At 69.1% G+C, this 14,004-nt stretch carries 12 protein-coding genes and 1 tRNA gene; 8 read left to right on the top strand and 5 right to left on the bottom strand.

Going from position 1 to position 14,004, the window contains the following annotated elements; all coding sequences use genetic code 11:
• Positions 1 to 42: 42 nt before the first annotated feature.
• Together OG246_RS10230 and OG246_RS10235 are read right to left on the bottom strand one after the other, a co-directional pair.
• The gene (locus OG246_RS10230; RefSeq protein WP_266459056.1) at positions 43 to 1,716 is read right to left on the bottom strand and encodes a metallophosphoesterase; all 1,674 of its coding nucleotides are present in this window, start codon (positions 1,714 to 1,716) and stop codon (positions 43 to 45) included.
• Between the two features lie 208 nt (positions 1,717 to 1,924).
• Positions 1,925 to 2,275 carry a metallopeptidase family protein gene (locus tag OG246_RS10235; RefSeq protein WP_266459059.1) on the bottom strand — a complete coding sequence of 117 codons (351 nt, stop codon included), beginning with the start codon at positions 2,273 to 2,275 and terminating at the stop codon, positions 1,925 to 1,927.
• 51 nt (positions 2,276 to 2,326) lie between these two features.
• Between OG246_RS10235 and OG246_RS10240 the strand changes: the two genes are divergently transcribed.
• The 6 genes from OG246_RS10240 (at position 2,327) to OG246_RS10265 (ending at position 11,742) form a co-directional block, all read left to right on the top strand.
• Positions 2,327 to 3,214: a dipeptidase gene (locus tag OG246_RS10240; protein ID WP_266464047.1), complete on the top strand. Its 888-nt coding sequence runs from the start codon at positions 2,327 to 2,329 to the stop codon at positions 3,212 to 3,214.
• A gap of 500 nt (positions 3,215 to 3,714) precedes the next feature.
• A complete protein-coding gene (locus OG246_RS42750) occupies positions 3,715 to 4,002 on the top strand; it encodes a hypothetical protein (protein ID WP_323178286.1) in 288 nt (95 codons plus the stop codon).
• Between the two features lie 304 nt (positions 4,003 to 4,306).
• Complete coding sequence (locus OG246_RS10250) at positions 4,307 to 6,592, top strand: DEAD/DEAH box helicase (RefSeq protein WP_266459064.1); 2,286 nt, start codon at positions 4,307 to 4,309, stop codon at positions 6,590 to 6,592.
• Positions 6,593 to 6,804: 212 nt separating this feature from the next.
• The gene (locus OG246_RS10255) at positions 6,805 to 9,927 is read left to right on the top strand and encodes a VCBS repeat-containing protein (RefSeq protein ID WP_266459066.1); all 3,123 of its coding nucleotides are present in this window, start codon (positions 6,805 to 6,807) and stop codon (positions 9,925 to 9,927) included.
• A gap of 61 nt (positions 9,928 to 9,988) precedes the next feature.
• Positions 9,989 to 11,548, top strand: a complete 1,560-nt coding sequence (locus tag OG246_RS10260; protein WP_266459069.1) for an amino acid permease — start codon at positions 9,989 to 9,991, stop codon at positions 11,546 to 11,548.
• Positions 11,549 to 11,669: 121 nt separating this feature from the next.
• Positions 11,670 to 11,742, top strand: a tRNA-Lys gene (locus tag OG246_RS10265).
• A gap of 162 nt (positions 11,743 to 11,904) precedes the next feature.
• Here the strand turns inward: OG246_RS10265 and OG246_RS10270 are convergent.
• From OG246_RS10270 to OG246_RS10280, 3 genes are all read right to left on the bottom strand, one after another.
• Entirely contained in the window at positions 11,905 to 12,312 is a 408-nt protein-coding gene (locus tag OG246_RS10270) for a hypothetical protein (RefSeq protein WP_266459070.1), read from the bottom strand.
• Between the two features lie 269 nt (positions 12,313 to 12,581).
• Complete coding sequence (locus OG246_RS10275; RefSeq protein WP_266459073.1) at positions 12,582 to 12,791, bottom strand: hypothetical protein; 210 nt, start codon at positions 12,789 to 12,791, stop codon at positions 12,582 to 12,584.
• Positions 12,788 to 12,988 carry a hypothetical protein gene (locus OG246_RS10280; RefSeq protein WP_266459076.1) on the bottom strand — a complete coding sequence of 67 codons (201 nt, stop codon included), beginning with the start codon at positions 12,986 to 12,988 and terminating at the stop codon, positions 12,788 to 12,790. Before OG246_RS10280 ends, OG246_RS10275 begins: the two co-directional genes overlap by 4 nt.
• A gap of 242 nt (positions 12,989 to 13,230) precedes the next feature.
• Between OG246_RS10280 and OG246_RS10285 the strand changes: the two genes are divergently transcribed.
• Positions 13,231 to 13,491 carry a hypothetical protein gene (locus OG246_RS10285; RefSeq protein ID WP_266459079.1) on the top strand — a complete coding sequence of 87 codons (261 nt, stop codon included), beginning with the start codon at positions 13,231 to 13,233 and terminating at the stop codon, positions 13,489 to 13,491.
• Entirely contained in the window at positions 13,463 to 13,990 is a 528-nt protein-coding gene (locus tag OG246_RS10290; RefSeq protein ID WP_266459088.1) for a DUF6879 family protein, read from the top strand. The genes OG246_RS10285 and OG246_RS10290 overlap by 29 nt, the downstream gene beginning before the upstream one ends.
• Positions 13,991 to 14,004 lie beyond the last annotated feature (14 nt).

The raw sequence follows: 14,004 nt of genomic DNA on the forward strand, positions 1-14,004 counted from the left end.
GTGAGAAGCATATGGGATGGCGGGAGGTATCGCCAAAACGGTTTAGGGGGTGCCCGCGGAGGACGTGGGAGAGGGGATCGGGGACGGTGTGGGTGGGGGCGTGGAGGACGACGGTGTGGGTGAGGGAGTGGGGGACTGGGTGGGGGACTGGACGGCGCCCGGTTTGTTTTCCTCGGGGAGGTGGCGGCTCACCTCGGCCGTTGTCAGGCCCAGGCCGCCGAGCTTGATCTCGTCCCAGGCCTGGAGGCGGCGGGTGTCCCGGTCGAGGTAGAGGACCGAGGCCTCGATCGGGTCGGGGTACTTGCCCTCCAGGGCACGCAGACCACTGCCGCCCGTCGAGCCTTCGATACGCAGGCGGGTGCCGCCCTTCATGACCTCCATCTCCTGGTGGTGCAGATGCCCCGCCAGGACCAGCGGCACCTCGCCGTCCGTCTGACGGGCCGCCTCCGGTTCGTGGGCGACGGCGATGTCGACGGGCGTACCCGCCACCCGCTGGTCGCGCAGCACCGACGCAAGCAGCGCGCCCGCCTCCTGCTGCGCCTGGCCGCCCTCCGGGTCGGCCGACCGGTCGGGGGTGAACTGCGGGTCGCCGATGCCCGCGAAACGCAGGCCCGCGACCGTGACCGCCCGGCCCTCGTCCAGAACGCGCACGTTCTTGATCTTTTCGAGGTAGCGCTGGGTGAGGAGGGAGTCGTGGTTGCCCCGGACCCAGACGTACGGCGCTCCCAGGTCCGCGATCGGGTCCAGGAAGCCGTTCTCGGCCGCCGTGCCGTGGTCCATCGTGTCGCCGGAGTCGACGATCACATTGATGTCGTACTGCTCGACGAGCGAGGCGATGATCTTCCAGCTCGCCGGGTTGAGGTGGATGTCGGAGACGTGCAGGACCCGGATGGTGGTCGGGTCCGGCTCGTACCCGGGGAGCGTGGAGGTGACGTCGTACAGCTTCGTCACGTTCGTCACCAGGCGTGCCAACTCCTTCTGGTAGACGTCGAATTCGCTGACGATGCTGCGGGCGTTGCCGACGAGGGAGGGTGCGGAGGAGAGGAGTCCGGAGAACTTCGGTTCCAGGACCGAGTTGGGGTTCCAGGTGGCGAAGGCCGTCCCGCCGCAGGCGGCGAGGAGGGTGAGGGCCAGGCCGCCCGCCGCGAGGGCCCGGCGGGGCCGGCGGTAGACCGCGAGTCCGAGCGCGGTGGCGCCGGAGACGACGGCCACGCAGGACCGTACGGCCAGGTCGAGCGTGCCGTGCTCGACGTCCTGCGCGACCTCCTCCTGGAGGCCGGAGAGCCGCTCGGGGTGATCGACCAGCGCCTGCGAGCGCACCGGGTCGAGCCGGTCCACGTCCACGTCGAGCCGCAGCGGGGCCTGGTGGCTGCGCAGCTCCAGCGCGCCGAGCGGGGCCACGTTGATCTTCGTGCCGCCGTCGAGGGAGGGCCGCAGGGTCATGGTGGTGTCCATGGGGCCGACCGGCACGCGTACGTTGCCCACGATCAGCAGCCCCAGCCAGGCGCCGAGCAGTACGACGGTCATGAGGCCGAGGACTCGGGCGTACGGGTGGGGCTGGTGGACGAGTTCGGTCGCCGGGTGGGGGCGGCGGGCGCGGTAGCGGCGGGTGAGTGCGAGGGCTCGGGGGGCTGTCCGGAGACTCCGGGCGCGGTTCCGTCGAGTCCTTCGTATGCGGTGCAGGGCGGTGGTCACGGCAGCGAGGACGCGGGCCATTGGTCCCGTATGCCCAGTGTGGGCGTGGGTATGCGGCGCGGCCCCGGCTCTCGTACGGGGGTGTCCGCGACTCTCGTAGCGGGGCTTCGTACCGTGAAATGGCCGTGTGCACGAGATTCCGTCGTACGCCTCTTCGGAAGACCTTCGGCTGATCGGGTGAACGGCTCGTAAGGCTTGCTGCTAGCCCGTGGTCCGGGTGGCCCCGAGATCAGCCCCAGCCCAGCTCATGAAGCCGCTCGTCATCGATGCCGAAGTGGTGGGCAATCTCGTGGATCACGGTCACGGCTACCTCGTGCACGACCTCGTCCGGGGTCTTGCACATCCGCAGTGTGGGGCCCATGTAGATCGAAATGCGGTCCGGGAGTACACCCGCGTACCACTCGCCACGGTCCGTGAGCGGGGTGCCCTCGTAGAGGCCCAGTAGCTCGGGGTCGTCGGCTGGAGGCTCGTCCTCGACGAACACGGCGACGTTGTCCATGACCCGGGTCAGCTCGGGCGGGATCTGGTCGAGGGCTTGGCTTACGAGCTCTTCGAAGGCTTCGCGCGTCATTTCCAGCACTAGGCCATTGTCCGGGACGATCGCTCTAGTGGGTGCGGTTCAGTCGGCGAACTGGCCCGCTACCGCAGGCCGGGGGGCAGCTTCGTTTCGGTGAACGTGGGCTATGCCCCCCACAGCACTGATGACGTCACCGGTCTGATCGCGAGTTGGCGGGAGCGGATCGCCGCGGATGAGCGTTTGCGGCTGGCTGCGAGCGTCGACGACGTCGAAGCCGCCGGGTCAGCCGGGGACGTGGCGGTCGCCTTCGACCTGGAGGATTCCGGTCCGCTCGATGGGCAGTTGGACCGGGTGCGCCACTTCTACGATCTCGGCGTCCGCACGATGCTGCCGAGCTACAACAACCGCAACGCGGCCGGCGGAGGCTGCCTGGACGAGGTCGACGAGGGGCTCACCGCCTACGGCCGTGCGCTGATACGGGAGATGAACGCCGTCGGCATGGTGGCGGACGGCTCTCACTGCGGCGCCCGTACCGGGCTGGACATGTGCGAGGTTTCCGAGCAGCCGGTGATCTACAGTCACTCCTGTATGCGCTCGGTGTGGGACCACCCCCGCAACGTCACCGACGAGCAGGCCAAGGAGTGCGCCGCCACGGGTGGGGTCATCGGCATCACCGGTGTCGGGATCTTCCTCGGCCCCAACGACGCCACCGTCGACGCGCTGGTACGGCACATCGACTATGCCGTCGAGCTCGTCGGTCCGGAACACGTCGGAGTGTCGACCGACTACCCGTTCGACCACGAGGACTTCAACGCGATGCTCGAACAGAGTCCGGAGCTGTTCCCCGACTGCTACACCCGCTGGGGGCCGATCAACTTCATGCCCCCGGTGGGCCTGCTGACCGTCGAAGACGCACTTCTTGCCCGGGGATACCCCGACAATGCCGTCGCCGCGATCCTTGGCGGCAACTTCCGCCGCGTCGCCGAACTGGTGTGGCAGTAGCTCGACCAGCAGCCGGTGTCGGTTCTCATCGACTCTCATCGACATTTCCTGACCCTGTGATCACCAAGTGCTGATCGCCCATCATTTCGGGATCGACGACGCTCGGCTGCATGCGCTCGGTTATGGGTGACCGTCGGCCGTGCGGGAGCGGGTACGGGTGACGTTCGTCCCGTTCCCCCGGTCGCTCTTGGGGTGCGCGTGTCTTCTTGTGGGCGGGGGGAGTTGGGCAGGGGGACTCCCCGACCCGCCCTCGGAGGTGGCTGCCCGTGCGCGCCTTGTACGTACCCGTCCGTCTGGCCGCCACGGTCATGGCCGTCGCCGCGGCCGCCGGATGTATGAGCGTGGGTGACGACGGGGACCGGCCCGCGCCGTCGCATTCGGCGGGGCATCGGGGCGGCGAGGCGCCCGACGGGGGGCCTGGGGTGAGTGGGGGCGGTGCAGGGTTCCATGGGGCGAAGGGGGCCAAGGGGGACGGTGGTTCGCCGAAGCCCGGTGAGTCCGTGTCCGGGTCGGCGTCCCCGACAGCGTCGGTGTCCGCGGATGTGAAGCCGTCCGCGAAGGCGACGGAGAAGGGCGGGCCGGGGCGGCCCGTGGAGCCGGGGCCGACCAAGGCGGAGCCGAGTCCCACGCGTACGACGGCGGAGCCGACGCCCGAGCCGCCTCCGCCGCCGGTGTCCTCGCCGCCGGTGTCCGAGCCGAGTACGGCGGAGCCGTCGTCCTCGGCGCATGAGCAGGCCACTCAGTTGATGGAGCGGGAGCCGGCGCCTCGGGCGGGGGAGCCCGTGTAGTCGGCCCGGTCCGGACCCCCGTATGGTCAGGGGCAGACCCCGTATCGGCCTGGACGGTCTCGTCCGCAAGCGCCAATCGGGCTGCAAAACCACCCTGACCTGGGCTTATGAGGCTCGGTTTGCCTTTGGGGGGCAGGGGTGCGTATGGTAGTAGATCGTTTGATACCAATTGCCCGGCGCCAAGAAGAGAGCGTCGCGTGGCGCGTACTCTCCCTTGCCGTGGCCGGACCGCATAGAGGCGGTCGATTGCGACTTCACGGAGTTTGGGCGCGTGCCGTAGAACTCCGGAAGGTTCGCATTTCGCATGTCTGTTTCCAGTACTGATCACGTCGTCGTGCCCGAGAACAACGAGAACATCGAGGCCGACACCGAGGGCACCCAGCTCGTCGAGACCACAGAGACGACCGTCGAGACGGTTGCCGACACGACGGTCGAGTCCGCTCCCGAGACCCCCGCGATCACCTTCGGCTCCCTCGGTCTCCCCGACGGAATCGTCCGCAAGCTCGCGCAGAACGGCGTGACCGCCCCCTTCCCGATCCAGGCCGCGACCATCCCGGACGCCCTGGCCGGCAAGGACATCCTCGGCCGCGGCCGCACCGGCTCCGGCAAGACCCTCTCCTTCGGTCTGCCGCTGCTCGCGACGCTGTCCGGTGGCCACACCGACAAGAAGAAGCCGCGCGGCATCATCCTCACGCCGACGCGTGAGCTCGCGATGCAGGTCGCGGACGCGCTTCAGCCGTACGGCGACGTACTCGGCCTGAAGATGAAGGTCGTCTGCGGCGGTACGTCGATGAGCAACCAGATGTACGCCCTGGAGCGCGGCGTCGACGTCCTCGTCGCCACCCCGGGCCGCCTGCGCGACATCATCAACCGCGGCGCCTGCTCGCTCGAGAACGTCCAGGTCGCCGTCCTCGACGAGGCCGACCAGATGTCCGACCTGGGCTTCCTGCCCGAGGTCACCGAGCTGCTCGACCAGATCCCCGGCGGCGGCCAGCGCATGCTGTTCTCGGCCACGATGGAGAACGAGATCTCCACGCTGGTCAAGCGCTACCTGAGCAACCCGGTCACGCACGAGGTCGACAGCGCCCAGGGCAACGTCACGACCATGTCGCACCACATCCTCATCGTGAAGCCCAAGGACAAGGCGCCGGTCACCGCCGCGATCGCCTCCCGCAAGGGCCGCACGATCATCTTCGTCCGCACCCAGCTGGGCGCCGACCGTATCGCCGAGCAGCTTCGCGAGTCCGGTGTGAAGGCCGACGCGCTGCACGGCGGAATGACGCAGGGCGCGCGGACGCGGACGCTGGCCGACTTCAAGGAGGGCTACGTCAACGCCCTCGTCGCCACCGACGTCGCCGCCCGCGGTATCCACGTCGACGGCATCGACCTGGTCCTGAACGTGGACCCGGCCGGCGACCACAAGGACTACCTGCACCGCTCCGGCCGTACGGCCCGCGCGGGCCGCAGCGGCACCGTCGTATCCCTCTCCCTGCCGCACCAGCGTCGCCAGATCTTCCGGCTGATGGAGGACGCGGGCGTCGACGCCACGCGTCACATCATCAACTCCGGTACGGCCTTCGAGCCCGAGGTCGCCGAGATCACCGGCGCCCGGTCGATGACCGAGGTCCAGGCCCAGTCCGCGGGCGACGCCGCTCAGCAGGCCGAGCGTGAGGTCACGCAGCTCACCAAGGAACTGGAGCGCGCGCAGCGTCGTGCGGTCGAGCTTCGTGGCGAGGCCGACCGCCTGGTCGCCCGTGCCGCGCGTGAGCGTGGGGACGACCCGGATGCCGCGCTCGCCGAGGCCGCGCTCGTCGTGGAGGCCGCCGCTGCCGAGGCCGCAGTGGTGGAGCCGGTCGCCGCGCCGGTGCGCGAGGAGCGTTCCTCGTCGTACGAGTCGCGTCCGCGCCGTGACGACCGGGGCAACTACGAGCGCCGTGACCGTCGTGACGACCGTCCCTCCGGCGGCTTCCGCCGTGACGACCGTCCCTCGGGCGGCTCGGGTGGTGGCTTCAACCGTGACCGTCGTGACGAGCGTCCGTCGGGTGGTGGCTTCCGTCGTGACAACGACCGTGGCGGCGACCGCGGTGGGTTCCGTCGTGACGACCGTCCCTCCGGTGGCTTCCGTCGCGACGAGCGTCCCTCGGGCGGCTCGGGTGGTGGCTTCAACCGTGACCGTCGTGACGAGCGTCCGTCGGGTGGTGGCTTCCGTCGCGACGACCGTCGTGACAACGACCGTGGCGGCGACCGCGGTGGGTTCCGTCGTGACGACCGTCCCTCGGGCGGCTTCAACAGCGAGCGTCGTGACGACCGTCCCTCCGGTGGCTTCCGTCGCGACGAGCGTCCCTCGGGCGGCTCGGGTGGTGGGTTCAACCGTGACCGTCGTGACGAGCGTCCGTCCACCCACCGGGGCAGCGACCGTCCCTTCAACCGCGACCGTCAGGGCGACCGTCCCACCGGCGGCTTCCGCTCCGGCGGCCACGACCGCCCGACCGGCCGTCGTGACGACCACCGCGGTGGCACCGGCACCGGCACCGCGACCGGTTCCTTCGGCCGCCGTGACGACAAGCCGCGCTGGAAGCGCAACGGCTGACGCCGGGCAGTAAGCATTTAGGCAGAGCGCCGTGGTCCCCCGTTCCGGGTGGGCCACGGCGCTCTGTCGTGCGGCCGCTTGGAAAAAGCTCTCCCCAGTGCTTTCGAACTGGCTGTAAGATCAGCCGACTTCTGAGAGGGATGCGACGGCCGGGGCCGGGGACATCTGATGCAGGGCCCGCTTCCTCTCGTGGCTTCTGGGGAGGGTTCGCCTTGATTCGTCATGCCTTCGTACGTCACTCGCGCGTCAGACGCGTCGCCGTCGTCGTGGCGGCATCCGCGGTTCTCGGGGGCGGGTTGAGCCCGCTGCTGCCGGTCGCTTCGGCGGCGGACGCGGCGCAGGAGACGGTGGTACCGGCGACGCTCGAGAGCGGCTACACGCGGGCGAGCCTTTTCAACTCCGACGAGACCTACGGCGGGGACGGGGCGGGCAGCCAGGGCGTCTTCCACCGGCTCTACGACCCCACCCGGCTGGTGTGGACGCGGTACTCGGACGGCAAGTCCTTCGAGGTGCCTGCGGTCTCCACGGGCCTGGCCGTCGACGACGGGACGGGCAGTGACGTCGCGGCGTTCCGCTACCAGGACGGTCACGTCGACCTGTGGAACGCCGTCGACGGAACGATGAGCACCTTGCAGATCCCCGAGGGGCGCAGCGTGTGGTCCGGGACCTTCGGCGACATCGTCGCCACCTTCGAGACGGTCACCGCCGAGGACGGGACCACTACGCGGGTCAACCACCTGCTGAGCGCGGGCCCCGACGGGACCACCCGTGACGTGGTCGTCTCAGGTATCCCCGAGGAGCTCAAGCTCGGAGGGCCGTTGCGTGCTGACGCCACCTCGCTCATCTTCAGCGGCGCGATCGACGGCACCCACCGGTCGGTGGCCGTCGACCCGCAGACCGGCCAGGTCCAGAGCTGGACCCAGGCCCGGCCCAGCGGCACTGCCTACACCGAGCTGTCGCCCGACTACCTGGTCCAGTACGGGGGCCCGTCCGCCTCGAAGGTGTACGTCTACTCCCGCGCCGACCTCTCGGCAGCCCCCGTCGAGGTGACCCTGGACGGTACCGACGGCGTGTCCCCCGCCGACGACCTCTCGGTGGTCGGCGACTGGCTCGTCCACCGGCCCGCCGGCGGCGTCAAGGTGACCGCCGTTCCGATCAAGGGCGGCGACCCGATCACCCTGCTCACCTCCTCCAACGACGGCATATCCGCCTCACCGTCCGGCAACGCCGTCGTCATCGGCCGCACCGGCGCCGGCGTCGACGACTGGGGTATCCAGCGCATCCACGCCGGCGAGGACGGCACGCCCGTCGTCACGCAGATCAAGGCGCTGCCGAAGCCGCCGTACGAGATCCAGGGCCTCGCGCTGGACCAGGGGCGGCTCCTGGTCGCCGACGAGAGCTGGGCCGGGTACCGGGACACCTACGTCCGGACCGTCTCCGCGACCGGCACGCCGCAGTTCGGTGCGCGCTCCTCGTACGACGGGAGCGACCTGGTGATGTACGACTGCCCGTCGGCGGAGGGCGGCTGCCGGATCTACGGCACCGCCGACAACCGTGCCGTCTGGCTGATGAAGGGCTCGGCTGAATACGACCTTCTCCGGGTCAACGGGCCTGCTGAGTACGGCTTCAGGGAGATCCGTGTCCCTGCCGGCGGGCAGATCACCGACGTGTCCGGCCAGTACGTGATCCACACGACCTCGACCCTGCAGAACGTCTACAAGATCGACGGCGGGGACACCCCCGTCGTCACCCGCACCTCCGGCGCCGCCGCCCTGTCCGGCGACATTCTCTGGACGGCCGGCACGACCCCCGGCACCGTCACCGCGTACAACCTGACGACGAAGAAGACCACCGAGACCGTCACCACCGATGCCGGGTGCGCACCCACCGAGCTCCAGGCGCTCGGCCGCTATCTCTACTGGACCTGCGACGGCAAGGCCGGCGTCTACGACCGTACGGCGAAGAAGTCCGTGCCCGTGCCGACGGGCGAGGCCAAGCTCGGCGACGGGTTCGTCGTCACGCACGACAAGCAGGCCGGGCAGTTGACGCTCACCACGGCCGCCGACGGGACGGCCGCGAGCCGGGTCATCGGGGAGCTGCCCGACACCGGCGTCTCGCAGCGCGATGTGCGCTGGACGGTCGACGAGTCCGGGGCGAACGCGGCCTACGTGGACGATCAGGAGCAGGTGCACCTGGTGCCGTCCGGTGCGGCGCAGCAGCCGCTGAGCCTGCTGGCGCCGGCCGAGAGCGTGTCGTCCGTAGAGGCGCACACCGTCGACACGACGCCCGACACCCTCACCACCCTCCTGCTGTCGAAGCCGTCCTCGGGCTGGGACCTGACGGTGCGCAACCGCGCGACCGGCAAGGTCTACGGCGACGGCAGGGACGGCACGGCCGCGCGGGGCGAGCTGAGCGTCGGCTGGCACGGGCTGGATCCGAAGAGGACCGGGGACGCGTACCTGCCGAACGGTTCCTACGACTGGACCGTGACCGTCACTCCGGCCGACGGCGTCGGCGCCCCGCTGACGGTGAGCGGCACGGTCAAGCTGGTGAAGGGCGAGCCCGTCCGCCACGACCACCTCGGCAGCGACGCCGTCGGCGACCTGCTCACCCTCAACTCCTCGGGCGCCCTGACCTTCCAGCAGGGCACGGGTACGGGCACGTTCTCCGGGAAGGTCAGCGGCTCGGGCTGGGCCACCAGTGTCAAGGCGGTGCCGTTCGGGGACTTGAGCGGGGACCGCTGCAACGACGTGCTGGTACGGCTGAGCAGTGGGGCCCTGCGCCTCTACAAGCCCGGCTGTGACGCGGCGCTGAAGCCGTCGACGTCGTACACGACACTCGGGGCGAGCGGCTGGAACCAGTACGACGTGCTGACCTCGCCCGGTGATGTGACGAAGGACGGCCTCCCGGACCTGATCGCCCGCAACACCTCCACCGGCGCGGTCTACCTGTACAAGGGCACCAGCGCGGGCAAGCTGTCCGCCCGCGTGAAGCTGTACGACAACTGGAAGACGTACAAGAAGGTCGTCGGCGTCGGGGACCTGAACGGTGACGGCATCGGTGACCTGATTGCACAGGACAAGGCCAACAACCTCTACCGCTACTACGGCAAGGGCAACGGCACCTTCGCGGCCCGCGTGAAGGTCTTCGTCAACTGGGGTGGCTCCTACAACGTCATCGTCGGCGCCGGTGACCTCAACCGCGACGGCAAGGCCGACCTGGTCTCGCGTGACACGGCCGGGAACCTCTGGCGCAACTACGGCAACGGCGCCGGGTCGTTCGGAGCCCGCACGAAGATCGCCACCGGCTGGCAGGGCTACAAGGGGATCTTCTAGCCGCAGTTTTCGGCCATCGCGTGACGCATGTCATGCCCCCGGCGAGGGAATCGCTGGGGGCATGACAAACTCCACGCCTGATGCCAGAGCGAGTGGGCTGTCGGATGCACAACTCTCTGACGAAGAACGGCTCGCCCAGCTCGGCTACACGCAGGTTCTCGCCCGCCGCATGTCGGCGTTCTCCAACTACGCGGTCTCCTTCACGATCATCTCGGTCCTGTCGGGCTGCCTGACGCTGTACCTGTTCGGCATGAACACCGGCGGCCCCGCCGTGATCACCTGGGGCTGGGTCGCCGTAGGCCTGATGACACTCTTCGTCGGCCTCGCGATGGCCGAGATCTGTTCGGCCTATCCGACCTCCGCGGGCCTGTACTTCTGGGCCCACCGGCTGGCCCCGTCCCGTACGGCCGCCGCCTGGGCCTGGTTCACGGGCTGGTTCAACGTCCTCGGCCAGGTGGCGGTGACGGCGGGCATCGACTTCGGGGCGGCGTCCTTCCTGGGCGCCTATCTGAACCTGCAGTTCGACTTCGAGGTCACACCGGGCCGCACGGTGCTGCTGTTCGCCGGGATCCTGGTCCTGCACGGGCTGCTGAACACCTTCGGGGTGCGCATCGTCGGCCTCCTCAACAACGTCAGCGTGTGGTGGCACGTGCTGGGCGTGGGAGTCATCGTCGGCGCGCTGACCTTCGTACCGGACCAACACCAGTCCGCCTCCTTCGTGTTCACGGAGTTCGTGAACAACACGGGCTGGGGCAGCGGCGTGTACGTCGTCGCCCTCGGCCTGCTGATGGCGCAGTACACCTTCACCGGGTACGACGCCTCCGCCCACATGACGGAGGAGACGCACGACGCGTCGACGGCGGGCCCCAAGGGCATCGTCCGCTCGATCTGGACCTCCTGGATAGCGGGCCTCGTCCTCCTCCTCGGCTTCACCTTCGCGATCCAGTCGTACGACGGTGCCCTCGGCTCGCCGACGGGGGTGCCGCCGGCCCAGATCCTGCTCGACGCGCTGGGCGCGACGGCGGGCAAACTGCTGCTGCTCGTGGTGATCGGCGCGCAGCTGTTCTGCGGGATGGCGTCGGTCACGGCCAACTCCCGCATGATCTACGCCTTTTCACGCGACGGCGCGCTGCCCTTCTCGCACCTGTGGCACACGGTGAACCCGCGCACGCGGACGCCGGTGGCGGCGGTCTGGCTGGCCGCGCTGGGCGCCCTGGTCCTCGGCCTCCCGTACCTGATCAACGTCACGGCGTACGCGGCGGTGACCTCGATCGCCGTCATCGGCCTCTACATCGCGTACGTCATCCCGACCCTCCTGCGGATTCGCAAGGGCGACGCCTTCGAACGCGGGCCCTGGCACCTGGGCCGCTGGTCCCGCCCGATCGGCGTGGTGTCGGTGCTCTGGGTCGCCGTGATCACGATCCTCTTCATGCTCCCCCAGGTCTCCCCGGTCACCTGGGAGACCTTCAACTACGCCCCGGTCGCCGTCCTCGTCGTCCTCGGCTTCGCCACGACCTGGTGGCTGGTCTCGGCCCGCCACTGGTTCCTCAACCCCGACCACGAACGCACCCTCGCCCGCGAGGCGGCCCGCAAGGGGCTGCCCGAACCGGTCGATCCGTAACCTTGTGCGCTTTTGGCGTGGCCGGGTCACCGATACCCGATCGGAGTCCCGGCCGCGTCCCGCTATGCTCGGGGATGCATCGCCACAGGATCCTCAACGGGATCGGCGTGGACCGGTGCGTGGACCCTTAGCTCAATTGGCAGAGCAGTGGACTTTTAATCCATTGGTTGTGGGTTCGAGTCCCACAGGGTCTACCGACAAGGCCCAGGTCAGAGGCAATCTGATCTGGGCCTTGAGTGCGTTTTGAGGGTCTGGAGATCGGTAGCTCAGCCGACGCTCAACCGAAGTGCAGACGATCATGACATTGAGCGGCCCCGCCTGGACAACTCCCGGAGCGGGGCCCTGCACGCCACGGCTCAGTACTCGCCCGACGCCCGCAACTCCTCCAACACCGCCTCCAAGTACTTCGGACAGTGCGACTCCACCCCCAACACCAGCAGCTCATACGCATCAGACTTCTCCGTACCCCACTCCTGCCCGACCGGATACAGACCCCCGTCACCGAGCATCCACTCCACACTGTGACCGCCACCCAGCGCAGAACACCACTCCGGCGGGAACAACCGCAGCTCGTCCGCCGCCGGTACGCCGGTCGAGTACGAGTCCAGATGCGCGTCGATGACGGCTGCGACGAACTTCTCGCCAGGTTCGATGGTCGGTGTGGGGCTCGGTTTGGCTTCGGACATTGTGTTGCCGTCCGGGCTGGAGCAGCCCGCCAGTGCGAGGACAGCGACGAGCAGGACGGTGCCAGTGGTGCGGCGCATGGGTCCCCCCAGGACGTGTGCGGTGGAGTCGCATCATCGTGGGAGGAGCACCGTTGTGTGGCAGGTATGGCCGTGTTGTGACCCTGTGGGGTGATGTGGGCGGGTGGGCTCCCCTTCTCGACCTGCATGGGTCACTGCCCCACACAGGGGTCCGGACCAGGCCGGACCCCGTCTCACACGAACGGCCCCGGGACGGGAGACGCGCAACCGTCCGGGGCCGTTCGCTGTCCCGCCCGCCCCCTTTGGGCACGGGGTACGGGACGGGCGGTCTACCTCTGCGCAGCGCGGTACGCGCGCCACAGATCGTCTGCTGTCGGGCACCGCGTCGCCCCGTGCCCGCAGTCGCCGCACCCTGAGGCGTGGCCGAGGAAGGCGCGGTACGCGGCCTGCACGCGGTTGAACGTGCCGCTGTCGGCGACCTTCTGCATGTGGCCGGACGAGCTCCCGGAGTCCCGCCACTCCCACCGCGTGCCGCTCACGCCCGCCGCCGCTTGCGCCCGGGGTGCGGGTGATTGCGGATCTCGACACTGCAGTCCGTCGCACGCGACGAGTTCCCGGCCGCCACAGCGTCGGCCCGCTGCCGAGCGAGGGCCTGGCAGACACCACAGTCGGGCACCGGGTCGGGGTCTCTGAGGGGAAGTTCGAGCGTGATGGGCGGGTCCATGGTCGTCTTCATCCGTGTGCCTCCGCTGGCGTGGGCGTGCCCAGGCACCGGTGCGCGGCGTGTGCACGGGCAGAAGGGTCGGGCTGCCGCTGGTCACGACGCTAGGAGCGCGGTGTGCGGTGTAGCCAGCAATGTGCAGATCTGCTTACGCAGCTTCATCGGCCCAAGTGGTGGCTACTTTGCCCTCTTGACCGACTCCCCCTCCAGGGTGACGGTGTTGCACACAACTGCACATCCCATCGACGGAGGCAGCCATGTCGCTACTGTTCATCGGCATCGACCCCAACACCGGGGACAAGCAGAGTCCCACAGTGTGGGTCGACCAGGAGCAGCAAGAACTCGTCTTCCAGGGTTGGACGCCGGGGCCTGAACTGGAGGCGGAATGCGCCGCGTTCGAGGTTCCCGGCCATGCGCAGGGGATCCCGGAAGGCGAGGCAGTGATCCGTATCCCCGCCAGGATGGTGCACATGATCAGGGAGGCGTGCGATGCCGTCGAGCGTGCCGACATTCGATGAGCTGATCGCCAACTGCACGCGGTCAGCAGTGCACTTGGAGATGCGTGACTCCTACGCCGTCGACTACGAGGAGGGTCCGTTCGCCGAGTGGCGGAACGGGTTCCGTCACGACCCTGCCGACCGCGAGTCCTGGTGGCGTCCGTGGCTGGACCTGATCCAGGAGACCGTAGGCCGCGGCATCGTCGTGCGCCGGTCCCGGATCGTGTCCGAGCCGGTCAGCGAGTACACGAAGTTCCTGTACGACGGCACCTTCACGAACGTCGCCGCGGGCGAGCAGGTGCGGTGGCTGCCACGCCGACGGGCCTCCGACATCGCCCTCCCGGGCAACGACTTCTGGCTCTTCGACGAGCGTTGGGTCCACTGGAACCACTTCGCCGGCGACGGCTCCTGGACCGGCGAGGAAATCACGGACGACCCGTCCGCCGCCAAACTCTGCACCGAGGCGTTCGAAGCGGTGTGGGCGCGCGCCACCCCGCACGACCAGTACGAAATCCACTGACAGACCGACAGCAT

This window comes from Streptomyces sp. NBC_00620 (assembly GCF_026341825.1).
Lineage (GTDB): Bacteria > Actinomycetota > Actinomycetes > Streptomycetales > Streptomycetaceae > Streptomyces.

Bases quoted from the DNA above. Each gene is read 5' to 3' on its own strand.
- OG246_RS10280 (WP_266459076.1), bottom strand. From the start codon at position 12,988: ATGAAGACGACCATGGACCCGCCCATCACGCTCGAACTTCCCCTCAGA.
- OG246_RS10270 (WP_266459070.1), bottom strand. From the start codon at position 12,312: ATGCGCCGCACCACTGGCACCGTCCTGCTCGTCGCTGTCCTCGCACTG.
- OG246_RS10290 (WP_266459088.1), top strand. From the start codon at position 13,463: ATGCCGTCGAGCGTGCCGACATTCGATGAGCTGATCGCCAACTGCACG.
- OG246_RS10285 (WP_266459079.1), top strand. From the start codon at position 13,231: ATGTCGCTACTGTTCATCGGCATCGACCCCAACACCGGGGACAAGCAG.
- OG246_RS10260 (WP_266459069.1), top strand. From the start codon at position 9,989: ATGACAAACTCCACGCCTGATGCCAGAGCGAGTGGGCTGTCGGATGCA.
- OG246_RS10230 (WP_266459056.1), bottom strand. From the start codon at position 1,716: ATGGCCCGCGTCCTCGCTGCCGTGACCACCGCCCTGCACCGCATACGA.
- OG246_RS10250 (WP_266459064.1), top strand. From the start codon at position 4,307: ATGTCTGTTTCCAGTACTGATCACGTCGTCGTGCCCGAGAACAACGAG.